This window comes from Variovorax sp. 22077 (assembly GCF_052044195.1).
Lineage (GTDB): Bacteria > Pseudomonadota > Gammaproteobacteria > Burkholderiales > Burkholderiaceae_C > Variovorax > Variovorax atrisoli.
The window spans coordinates 323,102-347,402 of record NZ_JBQEQC010000003.1 but is presented as its reverse complement, the minus strand read 5'-3'; the positions used below and the strand labels follow the sequence as shown (position 1 = coordinate 347,402).

Sequence of the window (24,301 nt, the reverse complement as noted above, 5' to 3'; positions counted from 1 at the left end):
TCCACCATGTTTAAAAAAATCCTTATCGCCAATCGCGGTGAAATCGCCTGCCGAGTTGCCGCGACTGCCCGCCGCATGGCGATCCGCACGGTCGCCGTGTATTCCGATGCCGACGCGCACGCCAACCACGTGCGCGCCTGCGACGAGTCGGTGCACATTGGAGGCAGTGCGCCGAAGGACAGCTACCTGCGCTGGGAAAAGATCCTCGAGGCCGCCAAGGCCACGGGCGCAGAGGCTGTGCACCCGGGCTACGGCTTCCTGAGCGAAAACGAGGAGTTCGCGCAGGCCTGCGCCGATGCCGGGCTGGTCTTCATCGGCCCGCCGCCCTCGGCCATCAAGGCGATGGGCCTGAAGGCCGAGTCGAAGCAGCTGATGGAGAAGGCCGGCGTGCCGCTGGTGCCCGGCTACCACGGCCACGACCAGAACCCGCAGCTGCTGCAGCGCGAGGCGGACCGCATCGGCTACCCGGTGCTCATCAAGGCCAGCGCGGGCGGCGGCGGCAAGGGCATGCGCGCGGTCGACAAGGCCGAAGACTTCGCAGCCGCGCTCGCCTCGTGCCAGCGCGAGGCCATCAACAGCTTCGGCGACGACGCGGTGCTGATCGAGAAGTACGTGCAGCGCCCGAGGCACATCGAGATCCAGGTGTTCGGCGACACGCACGGCAACTGCGTCTACCTGTTCGAGCGCGACTGCTCGGTGCAGCGGCGCCACCAGAAGGTGCTCGAAGAAGCGCCCGCGCCCGGCATGACGGAGGCGATGCGCAAGCAGATGGGCGAGGCGGCAGTGGCGGCAGCGCGCGCCGTGAACTACGTGGGCGCGGGCACTGTGGAGTTCATCGTCGAGCAGCGCGAGGGCGGCGAGATGAACTTCTTCTTCATGGAGATGAATACGCGGCTGCAGGTGGAGCATCCGGTGACCGAGGCCATCACGGGCCAGGATCTCGTCGAATGGCAACTGCGCGTGGCCTCCGGCGAGGCGCTGCCCGCGAAGCAGTCGGAACTGCAGATCCACGGCCACGCCATCGAGGCGCGCATCTGCGCCGAGAACCCCGACAACAACTTCCTGCCGGCCACAGGCACGCTGCGCGTCTACCGCAAGCCGCAGGCCACCGCCTTCCAGCGCAGCCGCGTGCGCATCGACGACGGCGTGCGCGAGGGCGGCGAGATCTCGCCCTTCTACGACTCGATGATCGCCAAGCTGATCGTGCACGGAAGCACGCGCGAGGAAGCGCTGGCCCGGCTCGACGCGGCGCTGGCACAGGTGCAGATCGTGGGCGTGGCGACCAACGTGCAGTTCCTGCGCGGCATCCTGGCGACGCAGTCGTTCTCGAAAGCCGACCTCGACACTGCGCTGATCGAGCGCGAGCGGGCGGTGCTGTTCGACCGCGAGCCGCTGGGGCTGCCGCTGGCCGCTGCCGCCGCGATCACGCGCACGCTGATCGCCGAATGGCCCGGCAAGTTGCCCGAGCCCTTCGCGCGGCGCGACGGATGGCGTTCGCTGGGCGAGTACCGGCGGCACTTCGACTTCGAGTTCCGCGGTGCCGAACAGACCGCCGTGCTGACCTACAGGCGCGACGGCAGCCTGTGGCTCGAAGCCGGCGGTGCCGAAGGTCCGCTGGTCATCGGCCAGTTCCCGACCGGCGAGTTCGAGGTGGAGTTCGCCGGAAGCCGCCAGACGCTCGACGTGCACCTCGATGGCGCCGTGGCCCACGTCTTCGCCTCGAAGGGCGCGACGAAGATCACCGCCATCGACCGGCTGGCCCACGCGGGCGACACGCAGGCCGAAGGCGGCCGGCTCACCGCGCCGATGCCGGGTAAGGTGGTGTCCTTCGCGGTCAAGGCCGGCGACAAGGTCAGCCGCGGCCAGCCGCTGGCGGTGATGGAGGCCATGAAGATGGAGCACACCATCGCCGCGCCGGCCGACGGCACGGTGGAGGAGCTGATGTTCGCGCCGGGCGAGCAGGTGGCCGAGGGCGACGAACTGCTGCGCATGAGCGCGGCGGCGGTGGCGGCTGCCTGAAAAAAATTTAACCCCGTTGCGGGCGCCCGCCCGTATCAGCTGCGGTAGTCAACATTCAAGGGAACACCTTCCATGACCTATCGCATGCCCACTTTCCTCGTCCGCCGTCATGCGGGCATCGCCCTGCTGGCCCTTTTGGCCCTGTCGGCCGCGCTGTCGCTGGCGGGATGCAACCGCAACGGCGGTGAAGCCGGCGTGGTCGCCGAATCGGCTCCGCCGCCGGCGCCCATGCAGGCCGCGGCCGGCTATGCCGGCGGCATGGCCATGAAGGACCAGCGCATGCGCTCGGTCGAGCCTGCCGCCGAGCCTTCGGCCTCCGAAGCACAACAGGACGGCACGCCCCTGCAGCGCTTCCTGGCCGTGCGCCAGGATCTGAGCGTCGAGGTGCCGGCCGAGCAACTGGCCGATGCCTGGGGCAAGGTGCGCGACCTGTGCGGTACGCTGAAGTGCGAGCTGCTGTCGTCGTCGCTGCTGCGCGAGACGCCGCAGCAGCCCGGCAATGCCATGCTGGAGATGCGCGTGGAGCCCGCCGACGTCGACAGGCTGCTCGGCGGCCTCGCCGGCGTGGCCAGCGTGGTCTCGCACACCACCACCAGCGAGGACAAGACCGCCGAGGTGATCGACGTCGAGGCCCGCATCAAGAACCGCACCGAGTTCCGCGACAGCCTGCGCACGATGCTGCGCGACACCGTCACCAAGCGCACCATGACCGACCTGCTGGCCATCCAGCGCACGCTGTCGGACACCCAGGCCGAGCTCGACGCCATCGCCACGCAGCGCAAGGTGCTGGCGCAGCAGACCAGCAAGCAGCACATCCAGATCCAGTTCACGGCCAAGCGGGCGCTGGTGAGCAGCGGCGACGGCTACAGCCCGATGCGCAATGCGCTGCGCAACGCGGGCTCGGTGCTGTCTGAAAGCGTGGGCTCGCTCATCACCTTCATCGCGGCGGTGCTGCCCTGGCTGCTGCTGGTGGTGCTGCCGCTGGGCTGGCTGGCGCGGGTGCTGTGGCGCCGCCGCCGCGCCAGCTAAGAATCAGTCAGTAAGATCGCGCACCTACCGCTTCAAGGCCTTTTGTTTTAAAGGCACCCATTCGCGCAGGAGCCTTCTTCCCGATGCCGGACCCGCTACGCCTCTATGTGGACGCCCAGTTCGTCAGCCCCTATGCCATGTCCGTGTACGTGGCGCTGCACGAGAAGCAACTGGACTTCCACATCTCCGCCGTCGACCTGGGGGCGCTGGAGCACCGGGCGGCCGGCTTCTCGCAGCTGTCGCTGACCCAGCGCGTGCCGACGCTGTTGCACGGCGATTTCGCGCTCTCCGAATCGTCCGCCATCACCGAGTACATCGACGAGACCTTCGCCGGCATCGCGCTGTATCCGCGCGACCCCCGGGCGCGTGCCCGTGCTCGGCAGCTGCAGGCCTGGCTTCGCAGCGACCTGATGCCGGTGCGCCAGGAGCGCTCCACGGAGGTGATCTTCTACGGCCCGGCCGGCGTGCCGCTGTCCGCAGCCGCCCACCATGCGGCCAAGACGCTCTTCCAGGTCGCGCAGGCGCTGCTGCCCGAAGGTGCCGAGAACCTGTTCGGCGACTGGTCGATCGCCGACGTCGACCTGGCGCTGATGCTCAACCGCCTGGTCATGAACGGCGACGCCGTGCCGAAGCGGCTGGCGTCCTACGCCGACCGCCAGTGGCAGCGGCCCTCGGTGCAGCGCTGGGTGGCGCTGGAGCGGCCGCCGCGCTGAGCCTGCGGCGGCGGCGAATCCGTCAGCCCACCACCACTTCGCTGACCTGCGACACCGGCGCGATGTCGGTGTAGTTCTTCACGTCGCCCAGGATTTCCTTCGCGTGCGGGCCGAAGGACTTCTGGAACGATTCGACCGATTCGGCGAAGACGTGGCACATGGCGACGTAGGCGGGCGCGGAGCCCGGCGCGCCGCCGGCGAGGCCCTTGTCGATGGTGTACGAGAGGCAGGCATCGCCCATGCGGGCCTTGAGCAGGGGCATGTGCTTGTCGCGGTAGTAGTCGTGATCGAACCGTGCGCCGGGGGTATGGGGGTACATCACGCTGAACTTGATCATTGCAGGAGTCTCCGGAGGTGGGCGTTCGAGGATAGGAGATGGCCCATGCCCGCACAACCCGGGGGCGATGCCGGGGCGACGCGGGCGCGACCCGGCGCGAGCGTGGTCAGGCCCTAAGATGCGCGCCCATGCGAATCACCGTCTACCTCACCGACAACCGCCCCGAACCCTGGGTCGAAGGCCTGAAGGCCGAACTCCCCGATGCCGTCATCGAAGCCTGGAAGCCCGGCGCGCCGCAGGCCGACCATGCCGTGGTGTGGGCGCCGCCGCAGGAGTTCCTCGACGAGCAGCCGAAGCTGCGCGGCATCTTCAACATCGGCGCGGGCGTCGATGCGCTGCTCAAGCTGAAGGTGCCGGCGCACACGCGCATCGTGCGGCTCGACGACGCGGGCATGTCGGTGCAGATGGCCGAGTACGTCTGCCACACGCTGATCCGCCACTTCCGCGAGTTCGACGTCTACGAGGCCGATGCACGCGAGGGCAAGTGGAGCTACCGCAAGCCGAAGATGCGGCGCGACTTCCCGGTGGGCATCATGGGGCTGGGCGTGCTCGGCGAGCGCGTGGCGAAGGCCGTGGGCCAGTTCGAGTTCCCGGTGCTGGGCTGGAGCCGCTCGCCGAAGCAGATCGAGGGCGTGCGCGTGTTCAGCGGGGAGGCGCAGTTCGACGAGTTCCTGTCGTCCACGCGCGTGCTGGTCAACCTGCTGCCGCTGACCGATGCGACGCGCGGCATCCTCAACCGCGACACGCTGGGCAAGCTGAAGCCCGAGGGCTATCTCATCAGCATCGCGCGCGGCGGCCACCTGGTGGAGGACGACCTGATCCCGCTGCTGGACGCGGGCCGGCTCGCGGGGGCGACGCTCGACGTGTTCCAGGTCGAGCCGCTGCCTTCCGACCACGCCTTCTGGCGCCATCCGAAGATCACCGTGACGCCGCACGGCTCGGCGCGCACGCTGCGCGAGGAGTCCATCGCGCAGATCGCCGGGAAGATCCGCGCGATGGAGCAGGGGCTGCCGATCTCTGGCGTGGTCGATCCGGCGCGCGGCTACTGACGACGGGGGCACGGCCTCCCTCCGGGCCCGCCGGAGTGCATCGCGGGCAGGGGAAACCCTGAAACATTGATTTTTCACAAGTATGAAAATCTTTTCATGACTGTGAAAACTGCGTTTCGGGTGATCGAGATCGTCGAGCTCTTCGCCCGGGAGAAGCAGCCGCTGGCTCTTTCCGAGATGGCGCGGCTGCTCGACATGCCGGTGTCGAGCTGTCTGGGCCTGATTCGCACGCTCGAGGAGCAGGGCTACATGTACGAGACCGGCCGCCGCCAGGGCTACTACCCGACCGGCCGGCTGCTGGCGATGGCGCAGGTCATCGCCGCCCACGACCCGGTGCTCGACCGGGTGAAGGCCACGCTCGAGGAACTGCGCGACGCCGCGCGCGAGACGGTGGTCTTCGGCAAGTTCCGCGACGCGGGCCAGGTGGTGTACCTGGAGGTGCTGAGCGCGCCGCAGAGCATCCGCTACACGGCAGAGTCGGGCGAGACGCGCCCGGCCTACGCCAACTCCATCGGCCGCGCGCTGCTGTCCACGATGGACCCCGATGAGCGCCGCCGGCTGCTCGAAGGCGCGACGCTCGCGCCGCTGACCGACGCCACGCTCACCACTGCCGAGGCCATCGAGGCCGAGCTGCAGCGCTCCGCCGTCCGCGGCTGGTACGGCAACGTCGGCGAGAGCATTCCCGACCTGATCGGCCTGGCCTGGCCGCTGCGCATCGGCGGCGAGGCCTATGCCATTTCCGTCGCCGGCCCGCGCTACCGCATGGAGTCACGCATCGAGGAGATCGCCGCGATGCTGCGCTCCGCATGCCTCGCCATCGAACCCAAGAACGAAAGCCCCCGATGACAGCAACGACCGCCGCAACCCCCCGCTATTTCGTCCGCGAAGCCGAGATCGCCGGCTACCACCCCGCCAACCACACCGGCACGCTGAACAAGCGCCTCATCGGCCCCGAGACCGTGGGCGCGAAGCAGCTCGAGGTGCTGGTGGGCCACATCCAGAAGGGCAAGGGCGCCCTGCCGCACGCGCACCCGGGCATCGAGCAGGTCTGCTACATGCTCGAAGGCCGCGCGGTCGCCGAGGTGGGCGGGCAGCGGCAGGAGCTGCACCCGGGCGACAGCTGCTTCTTTCCCGCCGACGCGATGCACACCTTCACCGTGGTGAGCGACGAGCCGGTGCGCGTGCTGGTGATCTACAGCCCGCCCTACGAGGAATCGCCGGAGCGCGTGATCCGGCCCTGAGAACCGACAGCGCAACAACCGGAGACAAAGCATGCAGACAACGAAGAACGCGACCGGGCAACCGGCCGCGATGGCGAACCGTCGCCGTTTCATTTCCATCGGTGCGGCCGCCGGCCTCGCGGGAGCCATGCCCTGGGCCTTCGCGCAGGACGGCTACCCCAGGCAGCCGATACGCATCGTCGTGCCCTTCGCCGCCGGCAGCGGCACCGACGCGGTGGCGCGCATCGCGGGGCAGATGCTCGGCGATGCGCTGAAGGGCTCGGTCATCATCGACAACAGGGCGGGCGCCAACGGCGTGATCGCGGCCGAGTACGTCGCCAAGGCAGCGCCCGACGGCTACACGCTGTTCATGACGACCAACACCACGCACTCGGCCAACCCGAGCCTGATGAAGTCGCTGCCCTACGACCCGGTGAAGGACTTCGCGCCGGTCAGCCGCATGGGCAACCTGCCCTTCATGCTGGTGGTGAACAACGACCTGCCCGTGAAGAGCGTGGCCGAGCTGCTGGCCTGGGGCCGCGCGCACCCGGGCAAGCTCACCTACGCGAGCGGCAACAGCACCGGCATCGTCAGCGGCGCCACGCTCTCGCGCATGAGCGGCGTGCCGATGCTGCACGTGCCCTACAAGAGCACGCCGCCGGCCATCGCCGACCTGATCGGCGGGCAGGTGTCGATGATGGTGGTCGACCTCGCCGCGGGCCTGGCCACGGTGAAGGCCGGCAAGATGCGCGCGATCGCCGTCACCACGCAGGAGCGCACCAAGCTCTTCCCCGAGCTGCCGCCGCTGGCCGACACGCCCGAGCTCAAGGGCTTCGACATCACCTCGTGGAACGGCGTGTTCGCGCCGGCCGGCACACCGCGCGACATCGTGCTGAAGCTCAACAAGGTGCTGGCCGAGATGGCGAACGGCCCGGTGTTCCGCGAGCGCGTGGCGAAGCTGGGCTTCGACGCCTTCGGCAGCACGCCGGAAGAGCTGGGCGCGTTCACCGTGTCGGAGCTGGCGAAGTGGAAGAAGCTGATCCAGGCCGCAGGCATTCAACCCGAATGAGCGAACTGAATTTCTCCCTCCCCCGCTGGGGAAGGGCAGGGGTGGGGGCAAGCGGCGTACCCGATGGGCGCTCTGCCTGCCCCCATCCCAGCCTTCCCCCAGAGGGGGAAGGAGCCAAGACCAAGACATGAATACCTCCGGACCTCTTCAAGGCATCCGCATCCTCGACCTCACGGCCGTGGTGATGGGCCCCTACGCCACGCAGACGCTGGGCGACCTCGGCGCCGACATCGTGAAGGTCGAGCCGCCCGGCGGCGACAACCTGCGCGCCGTCGGGCCGATGCGCAACCCGGGCATGGGTGCGATGGCGATGCACCTCAACCGCAACAAGCGCTCCATCGTGCTCGACCTCAAGCAGCCCGAGGGCCGTGAGGCCTGCCTGCGGCTCGCAGCGGGCTGCGACGCGCTGATCTACAACACGCGGCCGCAGGCGATGGCACGGCTCGGGCTCGGCTACGAGGCGGTGTCGGCGGTGAACCCGAAGATCGTCTACCTCGGCGCCTTCGGCTATGGCGAGCAGGGGCCCTATGCAGGCAAGCCGGCCTACGACGACCTGATCCAGGGGGCGGCCGGCGTCGCCTCTCTCTTCGCGCAGCAAAGCGGCGGCGCGCCGCGCTATGCGCCCGTCACGCTGGCCGACCGCGCGGTGGGGCTGCAGGCGGCCATCGCGCTGCTCGCGGCCGTGCTGCACGCGCAGCGCACCGGCAAGGGGCAGGCGGTCGAGGTGCCGATGTTCGAGGCGCTGTCGCAGTTCGTGATGGGCGATCACCTCGGCGGCCACAGCTTCGAGCCGCCGCTGGGCCCCACCGGCTATGCGCGCCTGCTCGCGCCGCACCGCAAGCCCTACGCCACGGCCGACGGCTACCTCAGCGTGCTGATCTACAACGACAAGCACTGGCAGGCCTTCTTCGACGTGATCGGCCGGTCCGAGCTGCGCGACTCGCCGATGTTCGGCACGCACACGGCACGCGCCGCGAACATCGGCGCGGTGTACGCCTTCGTGGCCGAGGTGATGGCCACGCGCACCAGCGACGAATGGTTCGCCGCGCTGTCCGGCGCCGACATCCCGGTCGCGCGCCTGCACAGCACCGAAAGCCTGCTCGACGACCCGCACCTGCGCGCCGTCGGCTTCTATCCCGAGCTCGACCATCCGAGCGAAGGCCGCATCCGCACGCTCGCGCCGGTCGGCCGCTACAGCGCCACGCCGGCCGGCATCCGCCGGCCGGCGCCGCGCATCGGCGAGCAGAGCGTGGAGCTGCTGCGCGAGGCGGGCTATGGCGACGAGGCCATCGAACGCATGCTCGAGCGCGGCGTCACGCTGCAACCGGAACCCACGAAAGACAGCGAAGAATGAACTTCTCCCTCAACGAAGACCAGCGCTCGCTGGTCGCCGCCATCGAACGCCTCTGCGAGGACTTCCCCATCGACTACTGGCGCGACCACGACGACCGCGCCGTGTTCCCGCACGAGTTCCATCGCGCAGTGGCCGAGAGCGGCTGGCTAGGCATCGCCATGCCCGAGGCGCAGGGCGGCGCGGGACTTGGCATCACCGAGGCGGCGCTGATGATGCGCGCCATCAGCGCATCGGGCGCGGGCATGTCGGGCGCGTCGTCGGTGCACATGAACATCTTCGGACTCAACCCGGTGGTGGTGTTCGGCAGCGAAGCGCAGCGCCAGCGCTTCCTGCCGCCGCTGATCGCGGGCACCGAGAAGGCCTGCTTCGCGGTGACCGAGCCCGATGCGGGGCTCGACACCACCCGCCTCAAGACGCAGGCCGTGCGCCAGCCCGGCGGCAGCTACGTGCTGCACGGCCGCAAGATCTGGATCTCGACCGCGCAGGTGGCCGACCGCATGCTGATCCTCGCGCGCACCACGCCGCTCGACCAGGTGAAGAAGCCCACGCAGGGCCTCACGCTCTTCTACACGCCGCTGGACCGCAGCAAGGTCGAGGTGCGAGAGATCCACAAGCTCGGCCGCGCGGCGGTGGACTCCAACATGCTCTTCATCGACGGGCTCGAGGTGCCGGAGGAGGACCGCATCGGCGAGGAGGGCCGGGGCTTCGAGTACATCCTGCACGGCCTCAACCCCGAGCGCATATTGATCGCGGCGGAAGCCATCGGCATCGGCCGCGCCGCGCTGCGCATCGCCTCGCAGTACGCGCAGGAGCGCGTCGTGTTCGGCCGCCCCATCGGCCAGAACCAGGGCGTTGCGCATCCGCTGGCGCGCGCCTGGGCCAACCTGGAGGCGGCCGACCTGATGATGCTCAAGGCCGCCACGCTCTACGACGCGGGCGAGCCCTGCGGCACCGAGGCCAACGCCGCCAAGTACCTCGCTGCAGAGGCGGCGCACGACGCCTGCCAGAACGCGGTGCTCACGCTCGGCGGCATGGGCTACGCGAAGGAATACCATGTGGAGCGTCTGCTGCGCGAGAGCTACATCCCGCGCATCGCCCCCGTCAGCCCGCAGATGATCCTGAACTTCATCGCCGAGAAGGCGCTGGGGCTGCCCAAGTCGTACTGATCTCTTCTGTCGAGCCATGAACACCGTCACCCGCCATCTCTTGATCCGCGGCCTCGTGCAGGGCGTGGGCTACCGCTGGTCGATGGTGCAGGCGGCCAGGCGGATCGGGCTGCGCGGCTGGGTGCGCAACCGGCGCGACGGCAGCGTGGAGGCGCTGGCGGCCGGCGAGGCTTCCGCGGTGGAGGAGCTGATCCGATGGGCGCGTCGCGGACCGCAGGGCGCGCGCGTCGATGCGCTCGACGCGGGCGAACCGGCCGGCGCCATCGCGGCCCAGGTGCTGCCCGACGGCTTCGAGCAGAGGGAGACGGCCTAGCAACAGCTGCCTGGCGCCATTTGCAACCTCGCAGGCGCGCATTGCTACCTTCCCCGACTGCCGCCGCGGACAGGGGATTTCCATGTGGCCGACAATCCAGGGCGGTCTTCCATCCTCCAGCGATACAAGAGACATCCCCATGAAACTCCCCACTAAAGTCCAGCTCGTCGACGTCGGCCCGCGCGACGGCCTGCAGAACGAGAAGCAGCCCGTGTCCGCCGAAGTGAAGATCGGCCTCGTGCACCGCCTGCAGGACGCGGGCCTGAAGGAGATCGAGGTCACCAGCTTCGTGAGCCCGAAGTGGGTGCCGCAGATGGCCGACAACGCCGAGGTGATGCACGGCATCGAACGCAGGCCCGGCGTGCGCTATTCGGTGCTCACGCCCAACATGAAGGGCTTCGAGGCGGCCATCGCCGCACCGCGCGAGGAGTGGCCCGACGAGATCGTGGTGTTCGGCGCGGCGAGCGAGGCCTTCAGCCAGAAGAACATCAACTGCTCCATCGCCGAGAGCATCGAGCGCTTCGCACCGGTGGTGGCCGCGGCGCTCGAAAAGGGCATCCAGGTGCGCGGCGCGATGTCGTGCACGGTCGGCTGCCCCTACGAGGGCGAGATCGCGCCGGCCAAGGTCGGCTACCTCGCCCAGCTGATGAAGGGCATCGGCGTGCAGCGCGTGGACGTGGCCGACACCATCGGCGTGGGAACGCCGCGCAAGGTGCAGGCGGCGATGGAGGCCACGCTGGCGCACTTCGGCGTCGACGCAATCTCCGGCCACTTCCACGACACCTACGGCCAGGCGCTGGCCAACACGCTGGCGGCGCTTGAGCTGGGCGTGTGGAACTTCCAGTCGTCCTCGGCCGGCCTGGGTGGCTGCCCCTACGCGAAGGGCGCGACGGGCAACGTGGCGACGGAGGACGTGGTCTACATGCTGCACGGCATGGGCATCGAGACCGGCATCGATCTCGACCGGCTGATCGACGCGGGTGTCTACATCAGCGAGGCACTCGGCCGCGAGCCGAACTCGCGCGCGTCGAAGGCCATCCGCACGAAGCGGGCCGGCTGAATTTCCTTGTCGATTGCTGTATTGAATGAACGGGAGTAGGTAGTGGATCTGCATGTCTGGCTTGCATTCCTGGTGGCCAGTTGCGTCATCGCGGTGTCGCCCGGTTCGGGCGCTGTGCTCAGCATGAGCCACGGGCTCAGCTATGGTGTGCGGCGCACCACGGCGACCATCGTCGGGCTGCAGCTGGGGCTCGCGGTGATCCTGCTGGTGGCCGGGCTCGGCGTGGGCGCGGTGCTCACCGCCTCGGCCAGCGCCTTCCTGGTCGTCAAGGTGGTCGGTGCGTGCTATCTGCTGTGGCTGGGCTGGCGCCAGTGGCGCGCCCCCGTCGCGAAGATCGAGGGCGACGCGGCGGAGGCTGCCGAGCCCGACCTCAGCGCATCGCAGCGCGTGCTGCGCGGCTTCCTGACCAACGTGACCAACCCCAAGGGCATCGTCTTCATGGCGGCCGTGCTGCCGCAGTTCATCCAGCCGACCCGGCCCCTGTGGCTGCAGCTGCTGGTGCTGCTGGCCACGACGGTGATGGTCGACGTGACCGTGATGCACGGCTATGCCTGGCTGGCCGCGCGGCTGCAGGGCGTGCTGCGCAGCGTGCGTGCGCGCCGGGCGCAGAACCGCGTCTTCGGCGGCGTGCTGATGGCCATGGGCGCGATGCTGTTCATGTTCAAGCGCAGCGCCTGAGGGCGCCCCTTCTCAGCCTGATAGATTCGAAGCCATCATGTGCGGATCCGAACTCCATAAGCTCCCCGAAGGCGTCCAGCGCGTTTCCCGCGCCCTGCAGGATGCCGGCCACCCCCATTCCCCACGCATGCTCGACGACGCCTGCCGCACTGCGCAGCAGGCGGCCGACGCGCTCGGCATCTCGGTCGGGCAGATCGCCAAGAGCATCATCTTCCGGCGCAAGAGCGACGAGTCGGCGGTGCTGGTCATCACCTCGGGCGACAAGCGCGTGGACGAGAAGAAGGTCGATGCGCTGGTCGGCAAGACCGGCCGTGCCGACGCCGACTTCGTGAAGTCGCGCACCGGCTTCACCATCGGCGGCGTGTCGCCCGTGGGCCACCTGACGCCGCCCGTGGTGCTGATCGACCGCGAGCTCTTCCGCTTCGAGGAGATCTGGGCGGCAGCCGGCCATCCGCACGCGGTGTTCCAGCTGCGCCCGCACGACCTCGAGAAGCTCACCGGCGCGCCGGTGGCCGACGTGGTGTGAACTTCGCGGAAGCCGAGACGCTGGCCGAACGAGCCGTGGCGGTGCAGGCCTCGGCGGGCGACGTGCCTTCGCCGTGCTGCTCGGTCTGCCGCATGGATCGCCTGAGCGGCTTCTGCGAAGGCTGCCTGCGCACCATCCCCGAGATCGCGGGCTGGAGCAAGATGGAAGACGAGACCCGGCGCCACGTGTGGCGGGCGATCGAGCTGCGGGCCAAGGCCGGCATCTGGCGCGTGCCCGCGGCGAATCCAGGAGACAGCAGCCCATGAAGCACATCGACTTCCATCTCGACTTCATCTCTCCGTATGCGCATCTCGCCTTCGAGCACCTGCCGCAGGCGCTCGAGGGGCTGAGCTACAGCGTCGCCTACAGGCCGGTGCTGCTGGGCGCGCTGCTCAAGCAGCACGGCCAGCTCGGGCCGGCGGAGATTCCGTCGAAGCGCAGCTGGACCTATCGCCACGTGCTCTGGCTCGGCCACACCCACGGCATCGAGATCCGCATGCCGGCCTCGCATCCCTACAACCCGCTGGCGCACCTGCGGCTGGCGGTCGCCACGAGCGACGACGGCACCATCAGCCGCCTCGTGGCCGAGACCATCTTCCGCCACGTCTGGCGCGGCGGCGAGGAAGCCGCGGACCCGGCACGCCTTGCCGCGCTCACCGGGCAGCTCAAGCCCAAGCGCGACGCGAACAGCGACGAGAGCAAGGCCCTGCTCAAGCGCAACACCGACGAGGCCCTGCAGCAGGGCGTCTTCGGCACGCCGACCTACGTGGTCGACGGGCGCCTGTTCTGGGGCTTCGACGGCCTGCAGATGCTGCGCGCCTACCTCTCGGGCGACGCGTGGTTCGACGGCCCGGACTGGGCTTCGGCCGACCAGCGCCCGGCCTTGCTGCGCAGCAGCAAGGCCGCCTGAGGACAAACCCGCGGTACGCGGGAAAGCGCCCCGATTTCCTACAGGCTGAAACGAGCCGCGCGGGTTTCACCCTAGAACGTAAGCGCCGGTTCAGTTTCGCGAAAGGATCGGGTCAGTCGCGTCTCCAAGAATGCCTTCACGGTCCCGGATGCCGGGTGCCGCAATGAACGCAAACACAGGAGACGACCAATGGCAGCCACACTAGATTCGAGGGGAGTGCCGCACCCGGCCCCCCGGCCCATGTCCTCGGAGGAGAAGAAAGTCATCTTTGCCTCCTCGCTCGGCACCGTGTTCGAGTGGTACGACTTCTACCTCTACGGCTCGCTGGCCGCGATCATCGCGAAGCAGTTCTTCAGCGGCCTCGATGCGGGCGCTGCCTTCATCTTCGCGCTGCTGGCCTTCGCGGCGGGCTTCCTGGTGCGTCCGTTCGGCGCGATCGTGTTCGGCCGGCTGGGCGACATGATCGGTCGCAAGTACACCTTCCTGGTGACCATCCTGATCATGGGCCTGTCGACCTTCATCGTCGGCCTGCTGCCGAGCTACGCGACCATCGGCGTCGCGGCGCCGGTGATCCTGATCGCGCTGCGCATGCTGCAGGGCCTCGCGCTCGGCGGCGAGTACGGCGGTGCCGCCACCTACGTGGCCGAGCACGCGCCGCACGGCAAGCGCGGCGCCTACACCTCGTGGATCCAGACCACCGCCACGCTCGGCCTGTTCCTGAGCCTGCTGGTAATCCTGGGCGTGCGCGAGTTCATGGGCGAGGCCGCGTTCAACGACTGGGGCTGGCGCGTGCCGTTCCTGGTGTCGATCCTGCTGCTGGGCATCTCGGTGTGGATCCGGCTGACGCTGTCGGAGTCGCCCGCCTTCCAGAAGATGAAGGCCGAGGGCAAGACCTCGAAGGCGCCGCTGGCCGAATCCTTCGGCCAGTGGAAGAACCTGAAGATCGTGATCCTGGCGCTGGTGGGCCTGACGGCCGGCCAGGCGGTGGTCTGGTATTCGGGCCAGTTCTACGCGCTCTTCTTCCTGACTGCGCAGCTGAAGGTCGATGCGACCACGGCCAACCTGATGATCGCCGCCGCGCTGCTGCTGGGCACGCCCTTCTTCGTGGTGTTCGGCACGCTGTCGGACAAGATCGGCCGCAAGCCGATCATCATGGCCGGCTGCCTGCTGGCCGTGGTCACCTACTTCCCGGTCTTCAAGATGCTGACCGAAGCCGCCAACCCGGACCTGGCCCGCGCCCAGGCCACCGCCGGCGTGACGGTGACGGCCGACCCCGCGACCTGCTCTTTCCAGGGCAACCCGGTGGCACGCGAGATCGACTTCAAGAGCTCCTGCGACATCGCCAAGCGCTACCTGGTGCAGAACTCGGTGAGCTATGAGAACGTGGCCGGCGCGCCGGGCTCGAAGGCCATCGTGAAGATCGGCGACAAGTCGATCGAGGCGCCCATCGGCAACGTCGTCAATTCCAAGTTCGACGAGAACTCCACCAAGGAAATCGCCGCCTTCAAGAAGGGCGTGGCGGAGGACCTGAAGGTCGCCGGCTACCCCGCCAAGGCCGACCCCGCGAAGATGAACAAGGTGCTGACGGTGGTACTGCTGTTCTGGCTGGTGCTGCTGGTGACCATGGTCTACGGTCCGATCGCCGCGATGCTGGTCGAGCTCTTCCCCACGCGCATCCGCTACACCTCGATGAGCCTGCCGTACCACATCGGCAACGGCTGGTTCGGCGGCCTGCTGCCGACCACCGCCTTCGCCATCGTGGCCTCGACCGGCAACATGTTCAACGGCCTGTGGTATCCGATCATCATCGCCGGCATCACGCTGGTGGTGGGCACGCTGTTCATCCGCGAAACCAAGGACGTGGACATCTACGCCAACGATTGATTGACCCCCAGGCTTCGCGCACTTCGTGTGCTTCGCCAACCCCCTCTCCGAGGGGGCAACACCAGCGGCCCGGCAAAGCCGGTTCCGCGGTGTTCCTTGCGAAATACCGAGACCGCCTTTTCTGCCTGTTCAACAAAGAGGCTTCATGCCGACCGCATGAGGCCTTTTTCTTGAACCATCCAGGAGACAAAACCCATGTGGAAACTCGTCGTCGGCTTCGTCATCTTCGCCGCCATTGCCCTGTACGTGATCTCGAAGGCCGGTGACAAGGTCGACATGTCGGGCGAGAAGCATGGTGGCGACACCACCACGCACGAGCCCGCGCCCGCCGCTGCGCCGAAGTAGGCCCGGGGATTCTTCAGGCCGGAACACCGCGGAACCGGCTTTGCCGGGCCGCTGGTGTTGCCCCCGGTGGGGGGTGGAGAAGCGACACGAAGTGCGCGAAGCCTGGGGGCGAGCCTATCGCCTGAATCGGCCGTCGCTCACGATCGAGAGGTCGACGTAGTCGATCCCCGTGTGGTCGGTCGGCGAGTAGCTGACGTCGAGCCCGCCGCCCACGTCGTACTGGAAGCTGTTGAGCGTGGCGATCAGCTTCGCGCGCGTGGGCTTCGGGCCCGTGCGGCGCAGCGCCTCCACCATCACCTTCGTGGCGACGAAGCCTTCGAGCAGTGCAGGCGAGAGCTCGTTCTGGCCCTTGGCCTTGGCCAGCGCCAGCGCTTCCTTGATGAGCGGATGGCCGAAGGCGCGCTCGTAGGGCAGCACCTGCGTGACGATCACGCCCGCACTGGCCGAGCCCAGTTCCTTGATGAAGCCCGAGGCCGCGTTGTTCGACAGCGTGATGATCTGCGCAGCCGAGCCCGCCGCGCGCAGCGCCTTGATGCCGTCGGTCACGGCGGTGCCGGAGCCGATCCACAGCACCGCCTGCGCGTTGGCCTTGGTGAGCTGCGGCACGATGGCCGCGTAGTCGGGCTTGCTGCGGTCGGCCAGCGCCACCACGGCCGGCTTCAGGTTGGCCTTCTCGAAGCCCTTGCTCGCGCCTTCCATCGCGTCCTTGCCGAAGGAGTCGTCGGCCTGCACGACGGCGATGCGCTGGATGCCGGTGGTCTGCAGGTGCTGCACCGCCTTCTCGGCCTCGCGCTGGTAGGTCGAGCGCACGTTGAAGATGTTCTTCTGCACCGGCTTGTGCAGCGCCATCGCGCCGGTGGAGGGGCCGACCAGCGGCACGCCGTGCTTGTCGAGCAGCGGGATCACCGCGAGCGTGTTCGGTGTGCCGCGGTTCAGCAGCAGCGCGAGCACCTTCCTGTCCTCGATGAGCACGCGCGTGTTCTCCAGCGAACGCTTCGCGTCGAGCCCGTCGTCCATGCGGATCACCTCGATCTGCTCGCCGTTGATGCCGCCCTGCGCGTTGACCTGGTCGATGACCAGTTGCGAGCCCAGGATGGTTTCCTTCACGCTGGCGGCCACCGGGCCCGAGAGGTCGGCCGACTGGCCGATCAGTATCTGGGCCGCCGCGCCCGGCGCCGCCAGGGCGAACAACAGCGCAGCGGCGCAGGACGTGAGCGTCTTCTTCATCGAGCGAAGCCTTTCCGGGGCGTGTGCCTGTGTCAGAAACTGTGTAATGTGTTGCTGAACGTCACTTGTCGCCAGTTGACGCAAACCCTGTCAAACCAAGGTTTCCAGCGCCCGGAAAAAAAGCGGCCCGCCGGTGCGCCGGCGGGCCGTTCAAACTCGCCCCTTCCGGGGCGGGGGACTCAACGCTTGAAGCGACCGTCGCTGATGATCGACAGGTCCGCGAAATCGATGCCGCTGTGGTCGGTGGGCGAATAGCTCACTTCGAGCCCGCCGCCGAGGTCGTAGCCGCGCAGGCCGTCGAGGGCGGCCACCATCCTGGCCCGCGTGGGCTTGGGCCCGGCGCGGCGCAGCGCCTCCACCAGCACCTTGGCCGATGCGAAGCCTTCGAGCGCGGCCGGCGACAGCTCCGACTGGCCCTTGGCCTGTGCGAGCGCCAGGGCTTCCTTCACCATCGGATGGCCCAGCGAGCGCTCGTTGGGAAACACCTGCGTCACGATGACGCCCTTGCTCGCGTCGCCCAGTTGCTTGATGAAGCCCGACGAGGCGTTGTTCGACAGCGTGACCACCTGCGCGGCCGAACCCGCGGCGCGCAGCGCCTTGATGCCGTCCACCACCGCTACGCCGGAGCCGATCCACACCACCGCCTGTGCGTCTGCGCCCTTGATGGCGGGCACGATGGTCTTGTAGTCGGGCTTGTCGCGGTCGGCCGGAATGGTCACGGTGGGTTTCGCCTTGCCCTTGGCGAAGCCGGTCATCGCGCCTTCGAGCGCGTCGGCGCCGAAGGAGTCGGTCACGTGCACGACCGCGATGCGCGTGAGGCCGATGGTCAGCAGGTGCTGCACCGCCTTCTCGGCCTCGCGCTGGTAGGTGGCGCGCACGTTGAAGACGTGCTTCTGCAGCGGCTTGTGCAGCACCATCGCGCCGGTGGAGGGGCCGATGAGCGCCACGTCGTACTTGTCGAGCCAGGGAATGATCGCCTGCGAGTGCGGCGTGCCGCGGCTCATGAAGAGCGCCAGCACCTTCCTGTCCTCGATCAGCACGCGCGCGTTCTCGCTGGCGCGCTTCACGTCGAAGCCGTCGTCCATGCGCAGCACCTCGATCTTCTCGCCGTGGATGCCGCCCTGCGCGTTGGCCGCGTCGATCACGAGCTGCGCGCCGCCGATGGTCTCGTTCACGCTCGCGGCCACCGAGCCGGTCATGCCGGCGGTCTGGCCGATCAGGATCTGGGCCGACGCGCCGAGCGCGCTGAAGGCCAGCAGGGCTGCGGCGCAGAGCGTGCGTGTTCTCTTCATGGAGTCCTTTCGAGGCAATGCAGTCGCGCTGTCGGGCAACGATGCAAACAAATGTGGTATTTGTTTCTGAAAGTGTCCTGAATGCCATCAGGACAAACCCCTGCGCGGCCATCGCCCTTGTGACCTAGTGCGCAAACCCGTCACGGACCACTCCCTAGAATGTTTGCCCCACCCCCCAAGGCACTCATGACACAGGGCTCCATCCGGATTCGCGGCGCGCGCCAGCACAACCTCCAGAACCTCGATCTCGACATTCGCACCGGCGAAATGACGGTGGTCACCGGGCCCAGCGGCTCGGGCAAGTCGAGCCTCGTTTTCGACACCCTCTATGCCGAAGGCCAGCGGCGCTACGTGGAGACCTTCTCCGCCTACGCGCGCCAGTTCCTGGACCGCATGGACAAGCCGGCCGTCGACAAGGTCGAAGGCGTGCCGCCCGCCATCGCCATCGACCAGACCAACCCGGTGCGCTCCTCGCGCTCCACGGTCGGCACGATGACCGAGCTGAACGACCACCTGAAGCTGCTCTTCGCGCGCGCAGCCAACCTGTTCGACCGCGAGACCGCGCTGCCGGTGCGCCACGATTCGCCCGACAGCATCTACGCGCAGATCGTCGAGCGAGCGGCTGCGGCAGGCGATCCGCGGCTGGTCGTCACCTTCCCGGTCGAGCTGCCCGCGAGCACCACGGCCGACGAGGTGCAGCAGTGGCTTTCGGCCAGCGGCTTCACGCGCGTGCAGGCCGAGCGCGAAGTGGCCACGCCCACGGGCCCGCGCAAGGTGCTCGACGTGGTGGCAGACCGCTTCCGCGCATCGAGCGCCGAGCGCTCGCGCGTGGTGGAGGCCATCGAGGTCGCGCTCAGGCGCGGCAGCGGGCGCGTCACGGTGCATGCCACGGGGGCCGAGGAAAACGCGCCGACCGATGTCTGGAAGTTCTCCACCGGCCTGCACTGCCCCGAGAGCGACATCCGCTACGCAGACCCGATCCCGTCGATGTTCTCGTTCAACTCGGCCGTGGGCGCCTGCGACACCTGCCGCGGCTTCGGCCGCGTGATCGGCGTCGACCTGGGCCTGGTCATTCCGAACGACAAGCTCACGCTGCGCGCCGGCGCCATCAAGACCATCCAGACGCCTGCCTGGAAGGAAGCGCAGGACGACCTCATGCGCCATGCCGAAACGGCCGGCATTCCGCGCGATACGCCCTGGAACAAGCTCACCGACGAGCAGAAGCACTGGGTGATCGAGGGCACGCCCAACTACAAGGAAGGCAACTGGAACAAGCAGTGGTACGGCGTGCGCCGCTTCTTCGCCTACCTGGAGAGCAAGGCCTACAAGATGCACATCCGCGTGCTCTTGTCCAAGTACCGCAGCTACACGCCGTGTCCCACCTGCAGCGGCGCGCGCCTGAAGCTCGAGAGCCTGCTGTGGCGCATCGGCAGCAAGGAAGACGCCGACGCGGTGCTGCCGCCCGAGAAACGCTTCATGCCGACCGGCGCGAAGTGGACCCGCGCGCAGCTGGAGGCGCTGCCGGGGCTGTGCCTGCATGACCTGATGCTGCTGCCCATCGAGAGGCTGCGGCAGTTTTTCGACCGCATGGGCCAGGGAATGGCTCCGTCCCCCTCCGGGGGAGGGCAGGCGGCCTCCGCAAAAGCCGTGGCCGTGGTGGAGGCCGAGAGCCCCCATCCCAACCTTCCCCCAGCGGGGGAAGGAGCAAGACAGGGCGAGGCGCAGGCGCTGAAACTGCTGTTCGAGGAAATCACCACCCGCCTGCGCTACCTCCACGACGTCGGCATCGGCTACCTCACGCTGGACCGCCAGAGCCGCACGCTCAGCGGCGGCGAGGTGCAGCGCATCAACCTCACCACCGCGCTCGGCACCTCGCTGGTCAACACGCTGTTCGTGCTCGACGAGCCCAGCATCGGCCTGCATCCGCGCGACATGAACCGCATTACCGAGGCCATGCTGCGCCTGCGCGACGCGGGCAACACGCTGGTGGTGGTCGAGCACGACCCGGCCGTGATGCTGGCCGCCGACCGCGTGATCGACATGGGCCCGGGCCCCGGCGCACGCGGCGGGCAGGTGGTGTTCGACGGCACCACCGACCAGCTGCGCGATGCCGACACGCTCACCGGCCAGTACCTGGGCGGGCGCAAGAAGATCGGCATGGGCTTCAAGCGGCTGGTGAGCGAGAACACGCACCGGCTTATCCTAGAGGGCGTGCGCGAGCACAACCTGAAGAACGTGACGGTCGAGTTCCCGCTGGCGCGCCTGGTGTGCGTCACCGGCGTGAGCGGCTCGGGCAAGTCCACGCTGATCCAGGACGTGCTGGCTCCGGCGCTCATGCGCCACTTCGGCAAGGCCACCGAAAGCCCGGGCGCGCACGACCGCCTGCTCGGCGCAGACCACCTGGGCGACGTGGTGTTCGTCGACCAGTCGCCCATCGGCAAGACCGCGCGCTCCAACCCCGCGAGCTACGTGGGCGCCTGGGACGCCATCCGCGAGATCTTCGCCACGGCGACGCTGTCGCGCCAGCGCGGCTACACCGCGAGCAAGTTCAGCTTCAACTCCGGCGACGGTCGCTGCCCGACCTGCGGCGGCTCGGGCTTCGAGCATGTCGAGATGCAGTTCCTGTCCGACGTGTACCTGCGCTGCCCCGACTGCGACGGCAAGCGCTACCGCCCCGAGATCCTCGAAGTGCGCGTGGAGCGCAAGGGCAAGAGCTACAACGTCGCCGACGTTCTCGAACTCACCGTGGCCGAGGCCGCGGCCGTGTTCGAGGCCGACCGCGACGTGCTGCGCGTGCTGCAGCCGATCTCCGACGTGGGCCTGGACTACGTCAAGCTCGGCCAGCCCGTGCCCACGCTCTCCGGCGGCGAGGCGCAGCGCCTGAAGCTCGCGGGCTTCCTGGCCGAGGCTGCGAAGAACGCCACCGCCAGCAAGCAGTCGGTGGCGCGCAAGGGCACGCTCTTCCTGTTCGACGAGCCCACCACCGGCCTGCACTTCGACGACATCGCGCGGCTCATGCGCGCGCTGCGCAAGCTGCTCGATGCCGGGCACTCGTTGATCGTGATTGAGCACAACCTCGACGTGATCCGCGCGAGCGACTGGCTGATCGACCTCGGCCCCGAGGGCGGCGAGGGCGGCGGCCAGGTGGTGGCCGAGGGCACGCCCGAGCAGCTGCGCGAGAACCGCGCCTCGCTCACCGGCGCCGCGCTGGCCGACTACGAACTCGCCATCGGCCCCGAGGCCTACAAGGTGGCCGAGCGCGCAGCGCGCCGCTACGTCGCCAACGCCAAGACGGCGCCGGGCGCCGATGCGGTGCAGATCGTCAACGCGCGCGAGCACAACCTGAAGAACCTGAGCGTGGACATCCCGCGCGGCAAGTTCAGCGTGGTGACGGGCGTGAGCGGATCGGGCAAGTCGACGCTGGCCTTCGACATCCTCTTCAACGAGGGGCAGCGCCGCTACCTCGAATCGCTCAACGCCTATGCGCGCAGCATCGTTCAGCCGGCGGGCCGGCCCGAGGTGGACGCGGTGTACGGCATTCCGCCGACGGTGGCCATCGAGCAGCGCCTGTCGCGCGGCGGCCGCAAGAGCACCGTGGGCACGACCACCGAGGTGTGGCATTTCCTGCGCCTGCTGTACGTGAAGCTGGGCATCCAGCACTGCATCCACGACGGCGCGGCCGTGCAGCCGCAGACGCCCGACAGCATCGCCGCACAGCTGATGCGCAACTTCAAGGGCCAGCACATCGGACTGCTCGCGCCGCTGGTGACCAACCGCAAGGGCGTCTACACCGAGCTGGCCGACTGGGCGCGGCCGCGCGGCTTCACGCACCTGCGCGTGGACGGCGAGTTCCTGCCGACCACCGGCTTCCCGCGCATCGACCGCTTCAAGGAGCACAGCATCGAGCTGCCGGTGGCCAGCCTCGACGTGCTGCCCTCGAACGAGAACGAGCTGCGCGCGGCGCTGGCCAAGGCGCTGGAGCACGGCAAGGGCGTGGTGCACGTGCTCAGCGATCTCGACGGACTGCGCGCCGCGATGATGGCCGGCGTGTCCACCGCGGGCATCGGCCGCGTGAACGTGTTCTCCACGCTGCGCGCCTGCCCGGTGTGCAGCACCAGCTACGCCGAGCTCGATCCGCGCCTCTTCAGCTACAACAGCAAGCACGGCTGGTGCCCCGACTGCGTGGGCACCGGCGTCAAGCTCAGCAAGGACCAGCGCAAGGTGTTCGACGACTCCGTGCTGGCCGGCGACGACAAGGGCCGCGAGCAGACCTTCGCCGAGCCCGAGGTGGAAGACCTGGCCGACGTGGCCTGCCCGACCTGCGAGGGCACGCGCCTGAACGCCACCGCGCGCGCCGTGAGCTTCGGCACCGCGGCCGACGGCACGGGCGGCATCGGCATCACCGAGCTCGCGCGCATGAGCGTGACCGAGGTGCGCCAGTGGTTCGAGGGCCTCGCGCTCACCGGCCGCGAAGCCGAGATCGCGCGCGACCTGGTGCCGGAAATCAGGAGCCGTCTCGAGTTCCTGGAAGAAGTGGGCCTGGGCTACCTCACGCTGGACCGCGGCGCGCCCACGCTCTCGGGCGGCGAGGCGCAGCGCATCCGCCTGGCGGCGCAGCTCGGCAGCAACCTGCAGGGCGTGTGCTACGTGCTCGACGAGCCGACCATCGGCCTGCACGCGCGCGACAACCAGATCCTGCTCGATGCGCTGCACAAGCTCGGCGACAAGGGCAACACGCTGGTGGTGGTGGAGCACGACGAAGACACCATCCGCCGCGCCGACCACATCATCGACATCGGCCCGAGCGCCGGCAAGCGCGGCGGCCGCCTGGTGGCCGAGGGCACGGTCGCCGACATCCAGAAGGCCGACGACTCGCAGACCGGCCGCTACCTGCGCGACGCCATCCGGCACCCGCTGCAGGCGCGCCGGCTGATCCCGTCGCCCGACCCGAAGGCCGAGGAAAGCGGCGAGTGGCTCACGGTGCACGGCGCCGACCTGCACAACCTGCAGGACGTGACGGCCACGCTGCCGCTGCGCCGCCTGGTGGTGGTCACCGGCGTCAGCGGCTCGGGCAAGTCGACGCTCGCGCGCGACGTGCTGCTGGCCAACGTGCAGGCCATCGTGACGCAGCGCTCGACCAAGGCGGGCCGCGATGCCGACGCCGCCGGCAAGCGCCCCGCGTGGGCGGGCTGCCGCAAGGTCGAGGGCTACGAAACCGTCGACCGTGTGCTCGAGGTCGACCAGACGCCCATCGGCAAGACGCCGCGCAGCTGCCCGGCCACCTACATCGGCTTCTGGGACACCATCCGCAAGCTCTTCGCCGACACGCTGGAGGCCAAGGCGCGCGGCTACGGCCCGGCGCGCTTCAGCTTCAACACCGGCGAAGGCCGCTGCCCGGGCTGCGAGGGCGCGGGCGTGCGCACCATCGAGATGAGCTTCCTGCCCGACGTGAAGGTGCCCTGCGAGGTGTGCCACGGCGCACGCTTCAACCCGGAGACGCTGGCCGTGAGCTGGCGCGGCAAGAGCATCGGCGACGTGCTGAAGATGGAAGTCGACGAGGCCGTCGAGTTCTTCGCGAGCATGCCCAACATCAGCCACCCGCTGCAGCTGCTGAAGGACGTGGGCCTGGGCTACCTCACGCTGGGGCAGCCCTCGCCCACGCTCTCGGGCGGCGAGGCGCAGCGCATCAAGCTGGTCACCGAGCTGAGCAAGGTGCGCGACGACATCACCCGCCGCGGCCAGAAGGCACCGCACACGCTGTACGTGCTCGACGAGCCGACCGTGGGGCTGCACATGGCCGACGTCGAGAAGCTGATCCACGTGCTGCACCGGCTGGTGAACGGCGGCCACAGCGTGGTGGTGATCGAGCACGACCTCGACCTGATCGCCGAGGCCGACTGGATCCTCGACCTCGGCCCCGAGGGCGGCAGCGCCGGGGGGCGCATCGTCGCGGCGGCGCCGCCGGAAGAGGTGGTGCGGCTGGGCACGCACACCGGCGTGGCGCTGAAGCCGGTGCTGGCGCGCTGAGCGCGAAAAGGGCCTCGCCGGTGCAGGTCGCCGGCGAGCCTCTTCACCTCGGCGCATAGGCCTTTCGAGGGTATCGCCAAGGT

21 protein-coding genes are annotated in these 24,301 nt (G+C 68.8%); 18 read left to right on the top strand and 3 right to left on the bottom strand.

Translation table 11 applies throughout. The annotated features are described in order from the left end of the window. Positions 1-6 precede the first annotated feature (6 nt). The 3 genes from ACTJLF_RS06170 (at position 7) to yfcF (ending at position 3,761) form a co-directional block, all read left to right on the top strand. The gene (locus ACTJLF_RS06170; protein WP_440882687.1) at positions 7-2,019 is read left to right on the top strand and encodes an acetyl-CoA carboxylase biotin carboxylase subunit; all 2,013 of its coding nucleotides are present in this window, start codon (positions 7-9) and stop codon (positions 2,017-2,019) included. 72 nt (positions 2,020-2,091) lie between these two features. After that, positions 2,092-3,048, top strand: coding sequence for a DUF4349 domain-containing protein (locus tag ACTJLF_RS06165; protein WP_440882686.1), 957 nt, complete (start codon positions 2,092-2,094; stop codon positions 3,046-3,048). A gap of 83 nt (positions 3,049-3,131) precedes the next feature. Then, a complete protein-coding gene (gene yfcF, locus ACTJLF_RS06160) occupies positions 3,132-3,761 on the top strand; it encodes a glutathione transferase (protein WP_354425410.1) in 630 nt (209 codons plus the stop codon). Positions 3,762-3,783: 22 nt separating this feature from the next. On the opposite strand, the gene ACTJLF_RS06155 is transcribed toward yfcF, so the two are convergent. Continuing rightward, positions 3,784-4,098, bottom strand: coding sequence for an EthD family reductase (locus ACTJLF_RS06155; RefSeq protein WP_126184809.1), 315 nt, complete (start codon positions 4,096-4,098; stop codon positions 3,784-3,786). Positions 4,099-4,226: 128 nt separating this feature from the next. On the opposite strand from ACTJLF_RS06155, the gene ACTJLF_RS06150 reads away from it, so the two are divergent. From ACTJLF_RS06150 to ACTJLF_RS06085, 14 genes are all read left to right on the top strand, one after another. After that, positions 4,227-5,147, top strand: a complete 921-nt coding sequence (locus ACTJLF_RS06150; RefSeq protein WP_019656401.1) for a 2-hydroxyacid dehydrogenase — start codon at positions 4,227-4,229, stop codon at positions 5,145-5,147. Positions 5,148-5,243: 96 nt separating this feature from the next. Continuing rightward, positions 5,244-5,993, top strand: a complete 750-nt coding sequence (locus ACTJLF_RS06145; RefSeq protein ID WP_440882685.1) for an IclR family transcriptional regulator — start codon at positions 5,244-5,246, stop codon at positions 5,991-5,993. Then, positions 5,990-6,388: a cupin domain-containing protein gene (locus ACTJLF_RS06140; RefSeq protein ID WP_019656399.1), complete on the top strand. Its 399-nt coding sequence runs from the start codon at positions 5,990-5,992 to the stop codon at positions 6,386-6,388. Before ACTJLF_RS06145 ends, ACTJLF_RS06140 begins: the two co-directional genes overlap by 4 nt. Positions 6,389-6,419: 31 nt before the next feature. After that, entirely contained in the window at positions 6,420-7,436 is a 1,017-nt protein-coding gene (locus tag ACTJLF_RS06135; RefSeq protein WP_132800912.1) for a Bug family tripartite tricarboxylate transporter substrate binding protein, read from the top strand. A gap of 127 nt (positions 7,437-7,563) precedes the next feature. Then, on the top strand, positions 7,564-8,790 hold the full coding sequence (locus tag ACTJLF_RS06130) for a CaiB/BaiF CoA transferase family protein (RefSeq protein ID WP_440882684.1): 1,227 nt from the start codon (positions 7,564-7,566) through the stop codon (positions 8,788-8,790). Next, positions 8,787-9,956, top strand: a complete 1,170-nt coding sequence (locus ACTJLF_RS06125) for an acyl-CoA dehydrogenase family protein (RefSeq protein WP_440882683.1) — start codon at positions 8,787-8,789, stop codon at positions 9,954-9,956. Before ACTJLF_RS06130 ends, ACTJLF_RS06125 begins: the two co-directional genes overlap by 4 nt. Positions 9,957-9,972: 16 nt before the next feature. Then, a complete protein-coding gene (locus ACTJLF_RS06120) occupies positions 9,973-10,269 on the top strand; it encodes an acylphosphatase (protein ID WP_440882682.1) in 297 nt (98 codons plus the stop codon). Between the two features lie 139 nt (positions 10,270-10,408). After that, positions 10,409-11,329 carry a hydroxymethylglutaryl-CoA lyase gene (locus ACTJLF_RS06115; RefSeq protein ID WP_019656395.1) on the top strand — a complete coding sequence of 307 codons (921 nt, stop codon included), beginning with the start codon at positions 10,409-10,411 and terminating at the stop codon, positions 11,327-11,329. A 42-nt stretch (positions 11,330-11,371) separates the two neighbouring features. Beyond that, positions 11,372-12,007 carry a homoserine/homoserine lactone efflux protein gene (gene rhtB, locus ACTJLF_RS06110; RefSeq protein ID WP_440882681.1) on the top strand — a complete coding sequence of 212 codons (636 nt, stop codon included), beginning with the start codon at positions 11,372-11,374 and terminating at the stop codon, positions 12,005-12,007. Between the two features lie 37 nt (positions 12,008-12,044). Next, complete coding sequence (locus tag ACTJLF_RS06105) at positions 12,045-12,533, top strand: YbaK/EbsC family protein (RefSeq protein ID WP_019656393.1); 489 nt, start codon at positions 12,045-12,047, stop codon at positions 12,531-12,533. Then, entirely contained in the window at positions 12,530-12,799 is a 270-nt protein-coding gene (locus tag ACTJLF_RS06100; protein WP_126184803.1) for a DUF1289 domain-containing protein, read from the top strand. The genes ACTJLF_RS06105 and ACTJLF_RS06100 overlap by 4 nt, the downstream gene beginning before the upstream one ends. After that, the gene (locus ACTJLF_RS06095; RefSeq protein ID WP_440882680.1) at positions 12,796-13,443 is read left to right on the top strand and encodes a 2-hydroxychromene-2-carboxylate isomerase; all 648 of its coding nucleotides are present in this window, start codon (positions 12,796-12,798) and stop codon (positions 13,441-13,443) included. The genes ACTJLF_RS06100 and ACTJLF_RS06095 overlap by 4 nt, the downstream gene beginning before the upstream one ends. A 189-nt stretch (positions 13,444-13,632) precedes the next feature. Then, positions 13,633-15,327: an MFS transporter gene (locus ACTJLF_RS06090; RefSeq protein WP_019656390.1), complete on the top strand. Its 1,695-nt coding sequence runs from the start codon at positions 13,633-13,635 to the stop codon at positions 15,325-15,327. Positions 15,328-15,522: 195 nt separating this feature from the next. After that, positions 15,523-15,672: a hypothetical protein gene (locus ACTJLF_RS06085; RefSeq protein ID WP_019656389.1), complete on the top strand. Its 150-nt coding sequence runs from the start codon at positions 15,523-15,525 to the stop codon at positions 15,670-15,672. A 114-nt stretch (positions 15,673-15,786) separates the two neighbouring features. On the opposite strand, the gene ACTJLF_RS06080 is transcribed toward ACTJLF_RS06085, so the two are convergent. Further along, on the bottom strand, positions 15,787-16,899 hold the full coding sequence (locus ACTJLF_RS06080) for an ABC transporter substrate-binding protein (RefSeq protein WP_132753402.1): 1,113 nt from the start codon (positions 16,897-16,899) through the stop codon (positions 15,787-15,789). A 179-nt stretch (positions 16,900-17,078) separates the two neighbouring features. After that, positions 17,079-18,191, bottom strand: a complete 1,113-nt coding sequence (locus ACTJLF_RS06075) for an ABC transporter substrate-binding protein (protein ID WP_132753404.1) — start codon at positions 18,189-18,191, stop codon at positions 17,079-17,081. Positions 18,192-18,377: 186 nt separating this feature from the next. Between ACTJLF_RS06075 and uvrA the strand changes: the two genes are divergently transcribed. Continuing rightward, positions 18,378-24,218, top strand: a complete 5,841-nt coding sequence (gene uvrA / locus ACTJLF_RS06070) for an excinuclease ABC subunit UvrA (protein WP_019656386.1) — start codon at positions 18,378-18,380, stop codon at positions 24,216-24,218. Positions 24,219-24,301: the final 83 nt, after the last annotated feature.